The sequence below is a fragment of the Acidovorax sp. SUPP3334 genome, assembly GCF_030159055.1.
GTDB lineage: Bacteria > Pseudomonadota > Gammaproteobacteria > Burkholderiales > Burkholderiaceae_C > Paracidovorax.
Genome location: NZ_BQXQ01000043.1, coordinates 1 through 17,519, shown reverse-complemented (window position 1 = coordinate 17,519; position 17,519 = coordinate 1). Strand labels below are relative to the sequence as shown.

Sequence of the window (17,519 nt, the reverse complement as noted above, 5' to 3'; positions counted from 1 at the left end):
CTTTTCCATGACGCAGATCCAGCCGAAAGAGGGCTTCAACCTCTCCAAATGGGCGCTCGACCATCCGGCGCTCACGCGCTATTTGATGATCGTGCTGATGCTGATGGGCTTCGGTGCCTACTTCCAGCTCGGGCAGGACGAAGATCCGCCTTTCACCTTCCGTGCCATGGTGGTTCGCACTTTCTGGCCCGGCGCCACGGCCCAGCAAGTGGCCGAGCAGGTGACCGATAAGCTGGAGCGCACGCTGCAGGAGGTGCCTTACGCCGACAAGATCCGCAGCTACTCCAAGCCCGGCGAGTCGCAGATCATCTTCAACATCAAGGACTCGTCCAAGGCGGGCGATGTGCCCAACGTCTGGTACACGGTCCGCAAGAAGATCAACGACATGCGCGGCACGCTGCCGCAGGGCGTGCAGGGCCCTTTCTTCAACGATGACTTCGGCGATGTGTACGGCGTGATCTATGCTCTGGAGTCCGAAGGCTTCAGCTACGCCGAGGTGAAGACCTTCGCCGACGATGTGCGCCAGCAATTGCTGCGCGTGCCCGACGTGGCCAAGGTGGAGCAGTTCGGCGTGCAGGATGAAAAGCTCTACATCGAAATCTCCCAGAAGCGCCTGGCGCAGCTGGGCCTGGACATGAACCAGGTGCTGGCGCAATTGGGCCAGCAGAACGCGGTGGAGAGCGCCGGCACCATCCAGACGCCCCAGGACCAGGTCCAGGTGCGCGTGGCCGGCCAGTTCGGCGCGGTGGAGGAGTTGCGCGCCATGCCGATCCGCGGCGCCTCGGGCGCGCAGATCCGCCTGGGCGACATCGCCGAAGTGCATCGCGGCTACGTCGAGCCCGTGGCCGTGAAGGTGCGCCACCAGGGCAAGGAAGTGATCGCGCTGGGCGTCTCGATGGCCAAGGGCGGCGACATCATCCGTCTGGGCGAGGCGCTGCATGCCGTCACGCAGGAAATCGAAAAGACCTTGCCGGCCGGCGTGAAGCTGGTGAACGTGCAGGATCAGCCGAAGTCGGTTTCGTCGTCGGTCAACGAGTTCGTGAAGGTGCTGATCGAGGCCGTGGTGATCGTGCTGGCCGTGAGCTTCCTGGCCCTGGGTCTGCACAAGCGCCCGGGCCGGCACCCGCTGTGGAAGCGCTGGACGCTGGATATCCGCCCGGGGCTCGTGGTGGGCATCACGATTCCGCTGGTGCTGGCGGTCACGTTCCTGGCCATGTGGTACTGGAACATCGGCCTGCACAAGATCTCGCTCGGCTCGCTCATCATCGCCCTGGGGCTGCTGGTGGACGACGCCATCATCGCCGTCGAAATGATGGTGCGAAAGATGGAGGAGGGCTACGACAAGGTGCGCGCCGCCACTTTCGCCTACGAGATCACCGCCATGCCGATGCTGACCGGCACGCTCATCACCGCCGCCGGCTTTCTGCCCATCGGCATCGCCAAGTCGGTGACCGGCGAATACACCTTCGCCATCTTCGCCGTGACGGTGATCGCGCTGGTGCTGTCTTGGCTGGTCTCCGTGTACTTCGTGCCGTACCTGGGCACGCTGCTGCTCAAGAAGCCGCCGCACGTGCATCTGGGCGAAGACGGGCAGCCGCACGAGGCCTTCGACAGCGGCTTCTACAACGTGTTCCGCCGCTGCGTGGACTGGTGCGTGCGCTATCGCTGGATCACCATCGGCCTCACCGTGGGCATCTTCGCGCTCGGCATCGTCGGCATGGGCCGGGTGCAGCAGCAGTTCTTCCCGGATTCGAGCCGGCCCGAGCTGCTGATGGACATCTGGTTGCCCGAAGGAACCTCGTACGCGGCCAATGAAGAGGTCACGCGCCGCGTGGAGGCGCGCCTGCGCGCCGAGGCGGGTGTCTCCACGGTCACCGTGTGGGTGGGCTCCGGCGTGCCGCGCTTCTATCTACCGCTGGATCAGGTTTTCCCGCAGACCAACGTGTCGCAGTTCATCGTGGTGCCGCAAGACCTCAAGGTGCGCGAATCGATGCGCGTGGGCCTGCCGGAAATGATGGCGCGAGAATTTCCCGAAGTGCGGGCGCGCGTGAAACTACTGCCCAACGGGCCGCCGGTGCCGTATCCGGTGCAATTTCGCGTGGTGGGCAGCGACCCGACCGTGCTGCGCGCCCGCGCCGACGAGGTCAAGGCCATCCTGCGCGAACACCCTCAGATGCGTGGCGTGAACGACAACTGGAACGAGTCCGTCAAGGTCATGCGCCTGGAGGTGGACCAGGACAAGGCCCGCGCCCTGGGCGTGACCAGCCAGTCCATCGCGCAGGCCGCACGCACCGTCTTCACCGGCACGACGGTGGGCCAGTACCGCGAAGGCGACAAGCTCATCGACATCGTCTTCCGCCAGCCCCCGGACGAGCGCAAGGCCATCACCGACGTGGCCAACGCCTACCTGCCCACCGCCTCTGGCAAAGCCATTCCGCTGACGCAGATCGCGCGGCCGGTCTTCACCTGGGAGCCGGGCGTGATGTGGCGAGAAAACCGCGACTACGCCATCACCGTGCAAGGCGACGTCATCGAGGGCCTGCAAGGTGCCACCGTGACCGAGGCATTGGTGCCTGGACTGCGCCAGCTGGAGGCCAAGTGGCACGCCGCCGGCCAGACCGGCTACCGCATCGAAGTGGCGGGCGCGGTGGAGGAAAGCTCCAAGGGCTCGGCCTCCATCGCTGCGGGCATTCCGATCATGCTTTTCATCACGTTCACGCTCTTGATGCTGCAGCTGCACAGCTTCAGCCGCGCGGTGCTGGTGTTCCTGACGGGCCCGCTGGGCATCGCTGGGGTGGCGGGCGCGCTGCTGCTGCTCGGCCGGCCGTTCGGCTTCGTCGCGCTGCTGGGCGTGATCGCGCTCATGGGCATGATCCAGCGCAACTCCGTCATCCTGATCGACCAGATCGAGCAAGACCGTGCGCGCGGGGTGCCGGCCTGGGACGCGATCGTGGAATCGGCCGTGCGCCGCCTGCGTCCGATCGTGCTGACCGCCGCCGCCGCCGTGCTGGCCATGATCCCGCTGTCGCGCAGCGTGTTCTGGGGCCCGATGGCCGTGGCCATCATGGGCGGGCTCATCGTGGCGACGGTGCTGACACTGCTGGCCCTGCCCGCCATGTACGCGGCTTGGTTCCGTGTGAAAGAGCCCGATCCGCACGCTCCGAAACCGGTTTGATCGGAGTCGGTCAGCCGACAAGGTAAAATCGAAGGTTGACCAATTTCACACAGGCGGGTGGCCCAGCCGGGCGCCTGTTTTGTTTGTAAGTTTGCGCGGGTGGCGAAATTGGTAGACGCACCAGGTTTAGGTCCTGACGCCAGCAATGGTGTGGGGGTTCGAGTCCCCCCCCGCGCACCACGGTGCGGCTGCAAAGCAGCCGTCACGGTCCCCATATTCATAGAGGAAGAGCCATGGCCGTTACTGTTGAGACCCTTGAAAAGCTCGAGCGCAAGATCACGCTGAGCCTGCCCCTCACCGCGATCCAGTCCGAGGTCGACATGCGCCTCAAGCGCCTGGCCCGCACCGTGAAGATGGACGGTTTCCGTCCCGGCAAGGTGCCGATGAACGTCGTGGCCCAGCGCTATGGCTACTCGGTTCAATACGAAGTGCTGAACGACAAGGTCGGCGAAGCGTTCGCCCAAGCCGCCAACGAAGCCAACCTGCGCGTGGCCGGCCAGCCACGCATCACCGAAAAAGATGGCGCCCCTGAAGGCCAGGTCACTTTCGACGCCGTGTTCGAAGTGTTCCCTGAAGTCAAGATCGGCGACCTGACCGGCGCCGAAGTCGAGAAGCTCTCCGCTGAAGTGACCGACGCCGCCATCGACAAGACCATCGACATCCTGCGCAAGCAGCGCCGCAGCTTCGCCCAGCGCGCGCAAGGCGCTGCTGCCGAAGACGGCGACCGCGTGACGGTCGACTTCGAGGGCAAGATCGACGGCGAAACCTTCTCCGGCGGCAAGGCAGAAGACTTCCAGTTCCTGGTCGGCGAAGGCCAGATGCTCAAGGAATTCGAAGACGCCGTGCGCGGCATGAAGTCGGGTGAAAGCAAGACCTTCCCGCTGGCCTTCCCCGAGGACTACCACGGCAAGGACGTGGCCGGCAAGACGGCCGACTTCATGGTCACCGTGAAGAAGATCGAAGCCGCCCACCTGCCCGAAGTCAACGAGCAGCTCGCCAAGTCCCTCGGCATTGCCGACGGCACGGTCGATGGCCTGCGCGCCGACATCAAGAAGAACCTGGAGCGCGAAGTCAAGTTCCGCCTGCTGGCCCGCAACAAGCAGGCCGTGATGGACGCACTGGTGTCCAAGGCCGAACTGGACCTGCCCAATGCCAGCGTGCAGGCAGAAATCGCCCGCCTGCTGGAAGGCGCCCGTGCCGACCTCAAGCAGCGCGGCATCAAGGACGCGGACAAGGCTGAAATCCCTGAAGACGTGTTCCGTCCACAGGCCGAGCGCCGCGTGCGTCTGGGTCTGGTCGTGGCGGAGTTGGTGCGCGCCAACGAACTGCACGCCAAGCCCGAACAACTGAAGGCCCATGTGGACGAATTGGCCGCCAGCTATGAAAAGCCTGAAGACGTCGTGCGCTGGTACTTCGGCGACCGCCAACGCCTGGCTGAAGTCGAAGCCGTTGTCATCGAAAACAACGTGACCGACTTCGTGATGGGCAAGGCCAAGGTGACGGACAAGTCCGTCTCCTTCGACGAACTGATGGGCCAGGGCTGAAGCGCTGGTACTGCTGGATGAACCCATTGCGGTTTCTGGCGGTTGGATGACATTGGGGGCTTGTGCTTGCATGCACAAGCCCCAATTCATTTATGGGTACAGTATCCGCTTGACAGGAGAAAATATGAATGCACTGGAAACACAAGCCTTGGGCATGGTCCCTATGGTTATCGAGCAGTCGGGACGCGGCGAACGCTCCTACGACATCTATTCGCGGCTGCTGAAAGAGCGAATCATTTTTCTGGTGGGCGAGGTCAATGACCAGACCGCCAACCTTGTGGTTGCCCAGTTGTTGTTCCTCGAAAGCGAGAACCCCGACAAGGACATCTCTTTCTATATCAACTCGCCTGGCGGCAGCGTTACCGCAGGCATGGCGATCTACGACACCATGCAGTTCATCAAGCCCGACGTTTCGACGATGTGCGTCGGCTTCGCAGCCAGCATGGGCGCGTTCCTGCTGGCGGCGGGTGCCAAAGGCAAGCGCTTTTCGCTGCCCAACTCCAAGATCATGATTCACCAGGTGCTGGGTGGCGCGCGTGGTCAGGCGACGGACATCGAAATCCACGCAAGGGATATCCTCCGTACCAAGGACCAGATGAACCGCATCCTGGCGGAACGCACAGGCCAACCGCTGGACAAGGTCAAGAACGACACCGAGCGCGACTACTTCCTCACAGCCGACGAAGCCAAGGAGTATGGTCTCGTGGATCAGGTCATCGCCAAGCGCCCCTGATCGCTCCGCAAGGGAATACGCGGCGTTTTCCCTAGGGAAGACGCCGTTTTTTATTTCGTTATCATCCTGACAACTTTCCGCAACACGAGGCATTGCCCCCATGGCCGAGAAAAAAGGCTCTTCCAGCGAAAAAACCCTTTACTGCTCCTTTTGCGGTAAAAGCCAGCATGAGGTAAAGAAGCTGATCGCCGGTCCGTCGGTTTTTATCTGCGACGAGTGCATTGACCTGTGCAATGAAATCATCCGGGATGAGCTTCCTGCAGCAGACGGCACCCGAGAATCTCGCGGTGACCTGCCCACACCGGCGGAAATCAAGTCGAACCTGGACAGCTACGTCATCGGACAGGACTTTGCCAAGCGCACGTTGGCGGTGGCGGTGTACAACCACTACAAGCGCCTGCGCCACAAGGACAAGGCTGGCAAGGACGAGGTCGAGCTGTCCAAGAGCAATATTTTGCTGATCGGCCCTACCGGCTCTGGCAAGACGCTGCTCGCCCAAACTCTGGCGCGCATGCTCGATGTGCCCTTTGTGATGGCCGATGCCACGACCTTGACCGAAGCAGGTTACGTGGGAGAGGACGTCGAAAACATCGTCCAGAAGCTTTTGCAAAGCTGCAACTACGAGGTCGAGCGGGCCCAGCGCGGAATCGTCTACATCGACGAAATCGACAAGATTTCCCGAAAGTCGGACAACCCTTCGATCACCCGAGACGTATCCGGCGAGGGCGTGCAGCAAGCCTTGCTCAAGCTCATCGAAGGCACCATGGCCAGCGTGCCGCCGCAGGGTGGACGCAAGCACCCCAATCAGGATTTCCTGCAGATCGACACCACGAACATTCTTTTCATCTGTGGTGGTGCATTTGCCGGGCTTGAAAAGGTGATTGAAAACCGCACCGAGGCTTCCGGCATCGGTTTCGGTGCTTCGGTCAAAAGCAAGAAGCAACGCTCGCTGACCGAGGTGTTCACCGAAATCGAACCGGAAGACTTGATCAAATTCGGCTTGATTCCCGAACTGGTGGGCCGGATGCCTGTGGTCACCGCTCTGGCTGAGTTGAGCGAAGATGCATTGGTTCAGATCCTGACCGAGCCCAAGAACGCGCTGGTCAAGCAGTACAACAAGCTGCTTTCCATGGAGGGCGTCGATCTGGAAATCCGCCCCGCTGCGCTCAAGGCCATCGCTCGCAAAGCCTTGGCCCGCAAGACGGGCGCGCGTGGACTGCGATCGATTCTGGAGCAATCCTTGATCAGCACCATGTTCGACTTGCCCAACGCCACCAATGTGGAAAAAGTGGTGGTGGATGAATCCACCATCGAAGAGAACAAGGCTCCCCTGCTCGTTTATCGAGAGGCTGCCAAGAAAGCCTGAGGCTCGGCACGCCGGTTACACAGCAGCCCGCCTGCAGTCCTCTTCGCCTGCAACCCATCGCCTTCGCTTTTCCAGCGATTGTGGTGGGTTGAAAAATCTCGCTGTTGGACCATATTCCGAACAGCTTCATGAGGATTTCCATGTCCGGACACACCCCCCTGCCTGCCACCCCCATTGACCTGCCGTTGCTGCCTTTGCGCGACGTGGTCGTTTTCCCCCACATGGTGATCCCGCTTTTCGTGGGGCGACCGAAGAGCATCAAGGCCCTGGAGTTGGCCATGGATGCCGATCGGAAAATCATGCTGGTCGCCCAGAAAACAGCGGCCAAAGACGAGCCCCTCGTCTCCGACATGTTCGACGTGGGGTGCGTCTCCACGATTCTGCAGATGCTGAAATTGCCCGACGGCACCGTGAAGGTGTTGGTCGAAGGTCAGCAGCGGGCGCTCGTTTCCGCCATTCAGGACAACGAAACCCATTTCACTGCCACGGTCGCGCCTGTCGAAGCGCAGGATGACGGGCACAAGCCCAGTGAGATCGAAGCACTGCGCCGGGCCGTGATGCAGCAGTTCGATCAATACGTCAAGCTGAACAAGAAAATCCCGCCTGAGATCCTGACGTCGATTTCTGCCATTGATGACCCGGGGCGCCTGGCGGATACGATTGCTGCCCATCTTCCGCTCAAGTTGGAAAACAAGCAGGTGGTGCTTGACCTGTCCGATGTAAAGCTCCGTCTGGAAAACCTTTTCGAACAACTGGATCGGGAAGTGGACATTCTCAATGTCGACAAGAAGATTCGCGGCCGTGTGAAGCGGCAGATGGAGAAGAATCAGCGCGATTTCTACCTCAACGAGCAGGTCAAGGCGATTCAGAAAGAGCTTGGCGAAGGCGAAGAGGGCGCAGACATCGAGGAGATCGAAAAGAAGATCAAGCTCGCAAAAATGCCTGCCGAGGCGCGCAAAAAGGCCGACAGTGAGCTGAAGAAGCTCAAGCTCATGTCGCCCATGTCGGCGGAAGCAACGGTCGTGCGCAATTACATTGAAGTGCTGACCGGCTTGCCTTGGAGCAAAAAGACCAAGATCAAGCACGATCTGATGAATGCCGAAGGCGTTCTCAACGAAGACCATTACGGCCTCGACAAAGTCAAGGATCGCATCCTGGAATACCTCGCGGTTCAGCAACGTGTGGACAAGGTCAAGGCTCCGATCCTGTGCTTGGTAGGCCCACCGGGTGTGGGTAAGACGTCGCTTGGCCAGTCGATCGCCAAGGCAACAGGGCGCAAGTACGTTCGAATGGCTTTGGGCGGGATGCGCGATGAGGCGGAGATCCGAGGCCACCGCCGGACTTACATCGGTGCAATGCCTGGCAAGGTGCTTCAGAGCTTGAATAAGGTCGGCACGCGCAATCCGCTGTTCCTGCTGGACGAAATCGACAAGCTCGGGACCGATTTCCGCGGTGACCCTTCGAGTGCGCTGTTGGAAGTTCTCGACCCCGAGCAGAATCACAAGTTCGGCGATCACTATGTGGAAGTGGACTTCGATCTCAGCGATGTGATGTTCGTCGCCACCTCGAATTCGATGAACATTCCGCCAGCGCTTCTGGATCGCATGGAAGTGATTCGCCTGTCGGGCTACACCGAAGACGAGAAGACTAACATTGCCATGAAGTATTTGTTGCCCAAGCAGATGGGCAACAACGGCGTCAAGGACGAGGAGCTTCAGGTCTCCGAATCGGCTGTGCGGGACGTCGTGCGTTACTACACCCGCGAAGCAGGTGTGCGTTCGCTCGAGCGCGAACTGTCGAAGATCTGCCGCAAGGTCGTCAAAGCGTTGCAGCTCAAGCAAGCCACCCCACAAGTCGTGGTGACTGCGGACAACCTTCCCGATTACCTGGGCGTGCGCAAGTACACCTATGGACGTGCGGAGCAGCAGAACCAAGTGGGACAGGTCGTAGGCTTGGCTTGGACTGAGGTGGGCGGCGATCTGCTCACCATCGAAGCGGCCACCATGCCCGGAAAAGGCGTGATCACGCGCACTGGCTCGCTGGGAGACGTGATGAAGGAGTCTGTCGAGGCAGCACGAACGGTGGTACGCAGCCGTGCGCGGATGCTTGGCATCAAGGACGAGGCGTTCGAGAAGCGCGACATCCACATTCACGTGCCCGATGGCGCAACGCCTAAGGACGGACCCAGCGCGGGCGCTGCCATGACAACGGCTTTCGTTTCGGCACTCACTGGTATTCCGGTGCGTGGTGATGTCGCGATGACGGGTGAAATCACTTTGCGGGGTGAGGTCACGGCCATTGGTGGATTGAAGGAGAAGCTGCTGGCGGCACTGCGCGGAGGCATCAAGACTGTGCTGATTCCGGAGGAGAACGTGAAGGACTTGCAGGAGATTCCTGAAAACGTGAAGAGCGGTCTGGAAATCGTGCCGGTGAAGTGGATCGACAAGGTCCTTGAAGTGGCGCTCGAGCGCAAGCCGATTGCGCTGACCGATGAAGAGATCGCTGCTGCTGTACCTGCACCGGAACAAAAAAGTACCGCTACGGCAGGCTCCGTAAAGCATTGATGGATTTTTGTCTGCAACGTCCAAAAGTTGCGCTACAATTCATCCCATCGATGCAAACGTTGTAGAATGTGAGGCTTCGGTAAATGCGGGAATAGCTCAGTTGGTAGAGCGCAACCTTGCCAAGGTTGAGGTCGAGAGTTCGAGACTCTTTTCCCGCTCCAATTTCCAAAAAAAAGGGGAAGCGACGCTTCCCCTTTTTGCCAAGGAAAACAGGTTTGGCGCGGTAGCAAAGCGGTTATGCACCGGATTGCAAATCCGTGTAGGTCGGTTCGACTCCGGCCCGCGCCTCCAGTATCCGCCGAAGCTGAATAGGCTGAGATGTTCGGAAATCCAAAGATGATTTGGGTTGATTCGAGAAAACTGGTGATATAATTTGAGGCTTGCTGAGGTGTGAAAATCAACTCTGTAAAATGCGGGAATAGCTCAGTTGGTAGAGCGCAACCTTGCCAAGGTTGAGGTCGAGAGTTCGAGACTCTTTTCCCGCTCCAATTCTTATGCCGTGGACTTCCATAGAAGTCCACGGCGCCTTGATCCCACAGTGGTTTATGCCTGTGGAGCATCCAGCGAAGTCTGCTGAAATCCACCCCCAGCCACGAATTTTTAGTACATAAATTAGTACTGGAAATCCGGGTGCTGGGTTGTGCGGTTTTCGGCTGTGCTGCTTCCATCGACGTCGGTACACCTCTCCTCATCCTGAAGGAGAGTTCGATGGCTTTGACAGATACGGCCGTGCGGCAGGCCAAGACAGCTGGCAGGGACTACACCCTCAACGACGCGCACGGCTTGGTGCTGTTCGTGAGTGCCAAAGGCAAGAAGAAGTGGCACTTCCGTTTCTCGTGGCTGGGGCAGCAGCCTCGCATCGCCATCGGCTCGTACCCTGAGATCAGCCTCAAGGAGGCCAGAGCCCGCCGGGATGAACTGCGGACTCAGCTTGCCAATAGCGTCGATCCGCGTGTTCATCTTCGCCAGTCAGAAGAAAAGGCGCTGGCGGCAACAACCCATGCCTTCCAAGCAGTGTTCCGGTCGTGGCGGGATTTCAAGGCATTGAGCCTGAAAGCCGGCCGGCAGAGCACGCTGTCGCAGATCAATCGCATCTTTGACAAGGATGTCCTGCCTTGGCTTGGCACGGTGTCCATCTTTGACGTGACGCCGGCGCACCTGCTTGAAGTGTTGCGCAAGATCGAGCGCCGCCATGCCTTGACCACCGCAGAGAAGGTGCGCACCTGGTTCAACCAGATGTTTCGCTATGCGATGGTGGAAAAGGGCCTGCCAGCGAACCCTGCCAGCGATCTGGACATCGTGGCCGTGCCCAAGCCTCCGGTGAGCCATAACCCGTTCCTGCGCATGGAGGAATTGCCCGCGTTCCTGCGGACATTGCGCAAATACCGTGGCTTCAAGACCACGCGTCAAGGCATTCAATTGCTGCTGCTGACCGGTGTTCGGACGGGCGAGTTGCGCTCGGCGGTGCCGGAGCAGTTCGACCTTGAAAGAGGCCTCTGGATCATCCCTGCGGTGATCGTCAAGCAGTTGCAGTTGAAGATGCGCAAGGAAGGCAAGACCGTGCCGCCCTATGTGGTGCCACTGTCGACCCAGGCCATTGCCATCGTCCGCGAACTGCTGGACGCCCAGGCAAGGCGGCCAGCGCAGCGATATCTGTTGCCGAATAGGGATGACCTGAAAGAGCCCATCAGCGAGAACACGCTCAATGGCGCGCTGCGTCGTATGGGCTACGAAGAGCAGCTGACCGGCCACGGCATCCGAGGAACGATCTCCACCGCACTGAATGAGCTGGGCTACCGTGTGGAATGGATCGACGCGCAGCTATCGCACGCCGACCCCAATCAGATCCGGGCCGCCTACAACCATGCGGCCTACGTGGAGCAACGGCGTTTGATGATGCAGGACTGGGCCAATCGATTGGATCGATGGGAGGAGGGTGCGCAGGTTGAGGAAGCTGGCGCATCGCCGGTGGCGCCAGAAAGCTTGGAAGTGATCGAGGCCTACCTCAAGGCGCTTGCATCGGGGCAACTGCGGTCAAAGGACGATACGCTGTTATTGCTGGGGAACTCTTTGCACGCACGCATGACGTCGGCGACGTAGGCAAGCGTGCGCGTTACTAGCAACAGATGTTGGTGAAGTTGTCTTGGTGCTGTCGACCGCTCAGATCCAGATTGATTGAGGTTAAGGTACCTCCTGCAGTCCACTGGTTCTGTGGCTTACAAGTAGGTCACTGATACTGGAAGCCCTGGGTGCCCAAAAGCACGCCTATTTATATCTGTTGGCGGACCGTGCTGTAAAAGCGTCGCGGAGCATTCGGGGCGCTGGAGAGTAGAGGGGGGCTTAACGGTCCGTGCGACGATGTTTGTGCCCCGTCTATCGGCATCCCCGCGTCTTTCAATTCCCTCCACGCGTTCGAGGCCTATTTAGTGAGGCAGGTCCAACCAACTGTGAAAGCGCCGCACCCGCAGAATTGGAGTGCGTCGTGGTCGCGGTCTGAAACGGAGATATGGGAACAGGTTGGCTGTGAATCGCTACAGTCAGACAACGTCGCCGGTGAGCTCATGCTGAACTGCCGGCGCCGCATCGAAGCACGAATCGAACTGTGAGCTGCTATGCCAACTTCCAAAATGAAGGCGAGAGGTTTCGATGTTGACCGTGTTCAGCTTGGCGACATCGTGCTCACAACGACCCGCAAGCTGAAGAGCCTGTTGATCCAGGTGGGTGTCCGCGCAGACATTTCACACGCCATGCTCTGCGTTGGCCATGCAAGCGTTATCGATTCGACGCCGGAGGGCGTTCAAGCGCGCAATCTGGCTCGGATCGTGATTGAGGCGGGTTGCAGTGCTTATGTCTTACGGCCGAAGAAGCCGCTGTCGGCAGACCAGTTGAATGCAGTAATCACATACACCCGTGGGCACGTTGGTGCGCGTTACAGCATAGGCAATGCCGTGAAGAGTCTGGGCCTTAAGGTCGCCCCAGGCCGCCGGCAGTTCTGCTCCCGATTGGTGGCTCAAGCCTATGAGTCTGCCGGGGTGTACTTATCTCAGAAGCCCGCATTCTGTACGCCTGGAGACCTCTTGAGGTGCGAGTTGTTGGCACCTGTATTTGATGCAATGTTTGAGCCTTCTACTGAGGAGGAGGCAGTTCGAAGGGAAGCGGACCCTGTGAAAGAGATGCGTGATGCCACCAATGCACTGCTCGATGGCGCTCGCAAGGTTGTGCCTTGCATTGAATCCTTGAACGACATTGATGCGCACCTGATTGAGCATCCCCAAGACAACGCTCGGATGGTCGAAGCAATCCATGCGTCTGGATACCTGGAACTATGGCGTACTCAAGTGGCCAGAACACCGTGGCACTATGACGTGGATCAACTGATAGCGCACCACGTGCCGGAGTCGGCGGCGCAAGACTACTGTGCAGATGTGGTCGAGGAGGAAGTTCGAAACCCTAATCATTACGCCCCGATGCGTTCAGCGTACATGCTTTATCACATGCGGTACCCACTGGAGTATTTCCGCTTGAAGGTTGAGCTCTACACAGTCTTGGCGAAGAACCATGCGCAGCGGCTGAGAGTTGCTATCACCTTTCTTGAGCGCAAAGGCCTGCTGACTGCTGAGTACAAGCCGCCAGTAGTGCCACACACCCTCGAGTGGTATCTGTCTCTCGCCGAGTGGGACCCTCGGCTGTCACTCAAGGTGGCTCAGGCAGTGCAAGCAGCGGGAGAGAACACGGCCATATGCACTATGTGTTCGAAAGAGCCCACCCGGGACTACATCGCTGCCTCTCCGCCTCCGGCGGGACCAGGGACATACCGGCTGTGCGATGAGTGCTATATCAGCCACTCAACGGAAGAATCGCTGAAGCCAATATCCGCGAACTGATGAGTTGGTCGCCGACCGGCGTTGGCAACTGTTCGATTGCTCAAACGCGCTACCAAACGGTTCCGCTGGTGCTGGCGGTTTTCGCCAAGGGACCCCCGCCGCAGCGTTGTGGACCTAGCGGTCGCTTCCCCACTGCGGGCAACATTGCTCCCGAACATTCCCACCATGACCGAATCGGGCTTCCAGGGCGTTGAGGCGGCCGTGATCTTCGGAGTGGTGGCACCACGGGCACGCCCGACACCGTGGTTTCCAAGCTCAACCTGGAGGTCAACCGCTTGCTCAAGCAGCCGCAGTTGCGGCAGTCGCTGATTGACCAGGGAGCAATCCTCGAATCCTTGGGCGGCACTGTGCTCGCGCCTGCCAGCCTCCTCCAAGTGGGGGGGCGGGCCGTCAAGGATTCGGGCGCTTCGATCGATTGAGCCGGCACCGGGTTCGACCGTCCGCACCAGGATGCAGTCGAGGTCCGGGAAAAAGCCTAGTGACTGTTGGAGCACAGGGCGGGCTTAGGCCTTAGTGCGATCGCGCCCCGTCGCCGTCGCCCACGGCTGCCCTCAGCCAGGAGTGTTCCGCTAAGGCAAACTTTGGAGCGACTGCGTCAGGATACTCCCGGTCATTCAGACAAAAAGTCAGGGCGACAGTAATTGTCATCATCGGTCTTTCAATAAACGAAGGTGCGACTGATCAGCCCTTCTCCAGGACCGGTCGCCTGACACAAATCGACTGGCACCAGCACTGGGGTGGGGGGCTGGTCGTAGTTTGCTTCAGCCGATGATCGCCGGCAGCGGCGCGACTGCTGAGACCTCGCGGTCTGCGGTGCCGACCGCGCCTTCAGCAACAAGCCCAGGCTGCCCCATCGGGTGCATGACCCGAATCACTTCAAGCACGGAATGGCCTCGCCGCGCCTCGAGTTGCTGGCAAAAGTAGCGATCATGTGCGTATGGGACGGCAACTGGGGACGGCGTCTTCGCGTCCGATTGGAGGAATGCTTTGACGGCAAAAAAGGAGGCGTAGAAGGCTTCCATGAAACCGCCGTCATAAGGCAGTGGGCACATTACCAAATTCGTGCTCGCGTCAAGAAAAGGGCGATCGGTGTGGCGTAGCGCAGGGTACAGGCCAATCCGTAGACCCGGTGAGCCGACGAACTGTTCCTTGTTGATCTTTAGGGTTGCCCCGACCCAGCGCTGATCGACGGGCGATCCAAGGAAAAGATCAGACTTCCAAAGCCCGTTGATGCTCGGCGGCAACTCTTCGCGAGCTGCCTCGACGTTCAGCGCTCGAGTCAAGGTATTCCATAGCCGCAGGAGCTTGGGCGGCTGTCCGATGCCACCGGAAAGAACGCGTGAATCCTCGTTGATCAGATCCTGCGCAGTGTTGATCAGCGACCACTTTCCGGACTTTTCTGCTCCGAACAGAATCGACTGTGCACCCGACCGAAGCCCGCAGAAATCTTCGATAACGGTACTGACCAGCGGATAGATCTTCAGGTGCCTGGACGACAACGCGTCATGCACTGCGTATTCGAAGCAGATGCCGCAATCTCGAGTGCCTTCTAGATACTCGCGCGACAAGTCGTAGAGAGTTATTTTCTCGTAGCCGCCTAGACGTTCGATACGATCGCCCTTCAGCGCGAAAAGAAAGCCCTTGAGAACCGGCAAGCCCAGCGCTATGGTCGTTCGAAGAGCGTCCGTGATGCCGCCAATCTGTTGTTCCGTCTGTAGCGTCACAATCGTTTCCCCCATTTGCCCTACTACAAGAAGGGTGGTGCTCAGGTTGAGGCCGCCTAGCGGATGGCGAACTGCGAGAGAGCTTGTACAGCGGGATACTATCATCGTTGTACTCGCAGTATTTTCCTCACTCAAGGAGCTAGGGCCAATCATGTCTAGTATTAATTGCCCGAAAAAGCGTTAGGCCAAAGGAAAAATACAGTTATGCCATCTCACCCCTTTTGGGTCGCACAACGACACGATCAAAGCTGGAACGACGAAAGCGTCCTGTCCGCGATTAACTGGCTGGTTTCCTTCGTGGAACATGCCGATTGGTCGCGCCGACTGGAGGCTGTGAGAAGTGCGTTCAGAGCCGCTCAGCAACCCTGGGCGGGAGGGGGGCTATCGCCGCTTTTTGACCCACAGGACGCGATGGTTTGGTACGTGTTTCAGGCCAATGCTTACGCCTGTTCTTCTGATCGTGAGGATTGGTTCGAGCCAGCATCATTTAGAATCGCGCCCTTGTTTCGCCAATTGGGGCAGCTTCTACCCTTGCTCCAAAACGTGACCGGAATCGGGGAGCGGATTGAGCGATTGATGACTAGCGGCCGAAGTCAACCAGACCAAGGCTTGTTTGAATTGCTTGTAGCTGGCGCTTACAGGTGCCGAGGTTGGAAGACTATTGAGTTCGTGCGGGAACGACCAGGGATAGCGAAGACGCACGAGTTCAACGTTACAGCGGGACGTCGAAAATGGGCAGTGGAATGTAAGCGTGCAAATCGCTCTGGTTATGAAGCTCAGGAGTATGTCCGTGGTCAGGTGCTTGCGAAGCAAGTGCACGATCTGTGCCGGATGCGGAACTGTTCACTTGTACTTGAGGTCGTCTTCAAGGTTGAGCTGTCCGAGATTGACGATGACTATCTGCTCAGCCGCTCAAAAGCATTCTTAAAAGATTCTCGCCGAGCCCGCTGGGTTGACCCGCAGAGCCATGGACAAGTCCGTCATGTCGATTGGCGGCTCGCACAGGCAGTGTTGGAGTATGACGATGTCTTCTTCGGTTCTAGTCGCATGATTGAACTGCTCGTTGGCGCATACGCTGCAAACGCTGATCACACCGTTGAGGCCGACTGGACGCCGGCCCGTCGCAGCCCGCTTCACGCGACTGCTATGAGTCGGGCAAGCGTGGTGAGCTGGCGCAGCGCTTCTGAAGATGCGGCAAGACGGAAGGCGCGTCATTTCAAGTCAATGGTGGCGGAGGCCACCCAGCAGTTGCCCGATGACCGCCCAGGCGTTATCCATGTCGGATACGAGGCACGCGACGGCAATTCGGTGGACAAACTTCGCCATGAGCTGAACGCGGCGGAGATGCTAACGTTCGAACCACGCGGATCGCGACTGCGCTGGGTCTATGGCAACTATCTGTCGCCAGAACACACGAATGCGCCCAACGAGTCGTGCGCGCTCAGCGAAACGACTGCCACCTACAAGATCGGAAAACATAGAACCCCCCTCCGCTACCGAGTCATCTATTGTTTGATGCTGGACAAGGCAGGCCTGGTGCGCACTGGCGATAGCGTAGCACTCGTTGAGTCGCGGAAGCCCTGTCACTGCATTGCACCCGGCCAGCCGTTGTTGGCAGCAAGCCCAGCCTCCGAACCCAACAGCTGCTTTCTGGAACGCAGACTGAGCGCGCTTAGCCACATCAATCGTCAGTAACTGCTCCACAGCAGACGACAGCAACCGAGTGACGAATCACAGCACGGATCGGAAGGCGATTTTTGCATTGATCCCATGAGACTTGCAATTCTCAGCGTACCGCTGGCGAGATGTCGTAGTTGAACACGACGTAGACGGTGCCGCTTGTGCAGCGGTTATCTTCAAAAGGGCTGCTGCGCCGTTGTAGAACGCAGTCAGCTGATCCTCTTCAGATGCAGGCGTCGTGGAGGGGGCTGCATCTCGAACATCTCTGGCTTATCAGGCGTGAGCGTGTAGCTCACCATGACGCTGAAGCTTGCACTGCTGTGCTCAAAGGCGGGAGCGACGATGGGCTTGATGCAGTCATGCAGGTGCATGAGCACGTTTCGCTTCGCGTCGCGCGCGCAGTCATCGTCTGGACTCACGTAATGGAAGTGGGTCAGCTTGATGCTGGGCGCCGGAGTGCCGCGTGACTCGGGCAGGTAGATGCTCATCGCCTCCCCGCACAGCGCGGTGTCCGCTTGCGTTGTGCTCTCGGTCTATCAGATCGTATCCAGTGAGCGCAGTTGCTTGTGCCGGCCCAAGAAAAAGCTCTTCAAGCGCCTGGGCGCACAGCCAAAGGAAAGCAGGGGCCATCCCGGTTGTCCTGATTGGGTGTGGGAAATTACAGTCGATGGCGCTGCTTGCCCCCTGGCAGATGAGTTCGGTTGCGCGAGGGTTGGGCAGGCGCTAGATGTGATGTCTCAATAGGTTGTTCACCCGAATGGGTCTGGGAAACTGGAGTTAACACGCTTCAGAGTCACAGAGGGATCCCACCGGATGAACAGCCATAAGAATGCCAGATTGACATTGGAA

10 protein-coding genes, 4 tRNA genes and 1 pseudogene are annotated in these 17,519 nt (G+C 59.2%); 13 read left to right on the top strand and 2 right to left on the bottom strand.

All coding sequences use genetic code 11. The features are described from left to right. The first annotated feature begins 7 nt into the window (after positions 1-7). From AVHM3334_RS19680 to AVHM3334_RS19625, 12 genes and pseudogenes are all read left to right on the top strand, one after another. Positions 8-3,175: an efflux RND transporter permease subunit gene (locus AVHM3334_RS19680; protein ID WP_284415157.1), complete on the top strand. Its 3,168-nt coding sequence runs from the start codon at positions 8-10 to the stop codon at positions 3,173-3,175. A 93-nt stretch (positions 3,176-3,268) separates the two neighbouring features. Further along, positions 3,269-3,355: transfer RNA gene (locus tag AVHM3334_RS19675), tRNA-Leu, on the top strand. Between the two features lie 53 nt (positions 3,356-3,408). Next, positions 3,409-4,719: a trigger factor gene (tig, locus tag AVHM3334_RS19670; RefSeq protein ID WP_284415155.1), complete on the top strand. Its 1,311-nt coding sequence runs from the start codon at positions 3,409-3,411 to the stop codon at positions 4,717-4,719. A 124-nt stretch (positions 4,720-4,843) separates the two neighbouring features. Beyond that, entirely contained in the window at positions 4,844-5,452 is a 609-nt protein-coding gene (clpP, locus tag AVHM3334_RS19665; RefSeq protein ID WP_284415154.1) for an ATP-dependent Clp endopeptidase proteolytic subunit ClpP, read from the top strand. Positions 5,453-5,552: 100 nt separating this feature from the next. Next, complete coding sequence (clpX, locus tag AVHM3334_RS19660; RefSeq protein WP_284415152.1) at positions 5,553-6,818, top strand: ATP-dependent Clp protease ATP-binding subunit ClpX; 1,266 nt, start codon at positions 5,553-5,555, stop codon at positions 6,816-6,818. 140 nt (positions 6,819-6,958) lie between these two features. Further along, positions 6,959-9,382, top strand: coding sequence for an endopeptidase La (lon, locus tag AVHM3334_RS19655; protein ID WP_284415150.1), 2,424 nt, complete (start codon positions 6,959-6,961; stop codon positions 9,380-9,382). An 85-nt stretch (positions 9,383-9,467) separates the two neighbouring features. Beyond that, positions 9,468-9,543, top strand: a tRNA-Gly gene (locus tag AVHM3334_RS19650). Between the two features lie 56 nt (positions 9,544-9,599). Then, positions 9,600-9,673: transfer RNA gene (locus AVHM3334_RS19645), tRNA-Cys, on the top strand. A 121-nt stretch (positions 9,674-9,794) separates the two neighbouring features. Next, positions 9,795-9,870 (top strand) — tRNA-Gly (locus AVHM3334_RS19640). Between the two features lie 220 nt (positions 9,871-10,090). After that, positions 10,091-11,344: pseudogene (locus AVHM3334_RS19635) on the top strand (tyrosine-type recombinase/integrase); the annotation flags it as partial. 650 nt (positions 11,345-11,994) lie between these two features. Next, a complete protein-coding gene (locus AVHM3334_RS19630; protein WP_284415148.1) occupies positions 11,995-13,266 on the top strand; it encodes a YiiX/YebB-like N1pC/P60 family cysteine hydrolase in 1,272 nt (423 codons plus the stop codon). Positions 13,267-13,508: 242 nt separating this feature from the next. Further along, entirely contained in the window at positions 13,509-13,685 is a 177-nt protein-coding gene (locus tag AVHM3334_RS19625; protein ID WP_284415146.1) for a hypothetical protein, read from the top strand. 342 nt (positions 13,686-14,027) lie between these two features. Here AVHM3334_RS19625 and AVHM3334_RS19620 read toward each other — a convergent pair whose 3' ends face one another. Further along, complete coding sequence (locus tag AVHM3334_RS19620; RefSeq protein WP_284415144.1) at positions 14,028-15,005, bottom strand: hypothetical protein; 978 nt, start codon at positions 15,003-15,005, stop codon at positions 14,028-14,030. Positions 15,006-15,194: 189 nt separating this feature from the next. Here AVHM3334_RS19620 and AVHM3334_RS19615 point away from each other — a divergent pair, with 189 nt between their 5' ends. Further along, positions 15,195-16,685 (top strand): hypothetical protein, encoded by a 1,491-nt coding sequence (locus tag AVHM3334_RS19615; RefSeq protein ID WP_284415142.1) that lies wholly within the window; start codon positions 15,195-15,197, stop codon positions 16,683-16,685. A gap of 194 nt (positions 16,686-16,879) precedes the next feature. On the opposite strand, the gene AVHM3334_RS19610 is transcribed toward AVHM3334_RS19615, so the two are convergent. Beyond that, positions 16,880-17,158 (bottom strand): hypothetical protein, encoded by a 279-nt coding sequence (locus AVHM3334_RS19610; RefSeq protein ID WP_284415140.1) that lies wholly within the window; start codon positions 17,156-17,158, stop codon positions 16,880-16,882. Positions 17,159-17,519 lie beyond the last annotated feature (361 nt).

Excerpts from the sequence above, each read along its gene's own strand:
- AVHM3334_RS19680 (WP_284415157.1), top strand. The coding sequence starts at position 8 with ATGACGCAGATCCAGCCGAAAGAGGGCTTCAACCTCTCCAAATGGGCG.
- tig (WP_284415155.1), top strand. The coding sequence starts at position 3,409 with ATGGCCGTTACTGTTGAGACCCTTGAAAAGCTCGAGCGCAAGATCACG.
- clpP (WP_284415154.1), top strand. The coding sequence starts at position 4,844 with ATGAATGCACTGGAAACACAAGCCTTGGGCATGGTCCCTATGGTTATC.
- clpX (WP_284415152.1), top strand. The coding sequence starts at position 5,553 with ATGGCCGAGAAAAAAGGCTCTTCCAGCGAAAAAACCCTTTACTGCTCC.
- lon (WP_284415150.1), top strand. The coding sequence starts at position 6,959 with ATGTCCGGACACACCCCCCTGCCTGCCACCCCCATTGACCTGCCGTTG.
- AVHM3334_RS19630 (WP_284415148.1), top strand. The coding sequence starts at position 11,995 with ATGCCAACTTCCAAAATGAAGGCGAGAGGTTTCGATGTTGACCGTGTT.
- AVHM3334_RS19620 (WP_284415144.1), bottom strand. The coding sequence starts at position 15,005 with ATGGGGGAAACGATTGTGACGCTACAGACGGAACAACAGATTGGCGGC.
- AVHM3334_RS19615 (WP_284415142.1), top strand. The coding sequence starts at position 15,195 with ATGCCATCTCACCCCTTTTGGGTCGCACAACGACACGATCAAAGCTGG.
- AVHM3334_RS19610 (WP_284415140.1), bottom strand. The coding sequence starts at position 17,158 with ATGAGCATCTACCTGCCCGAGTCACGCGGCACTCCGGCGCCCAGCATC.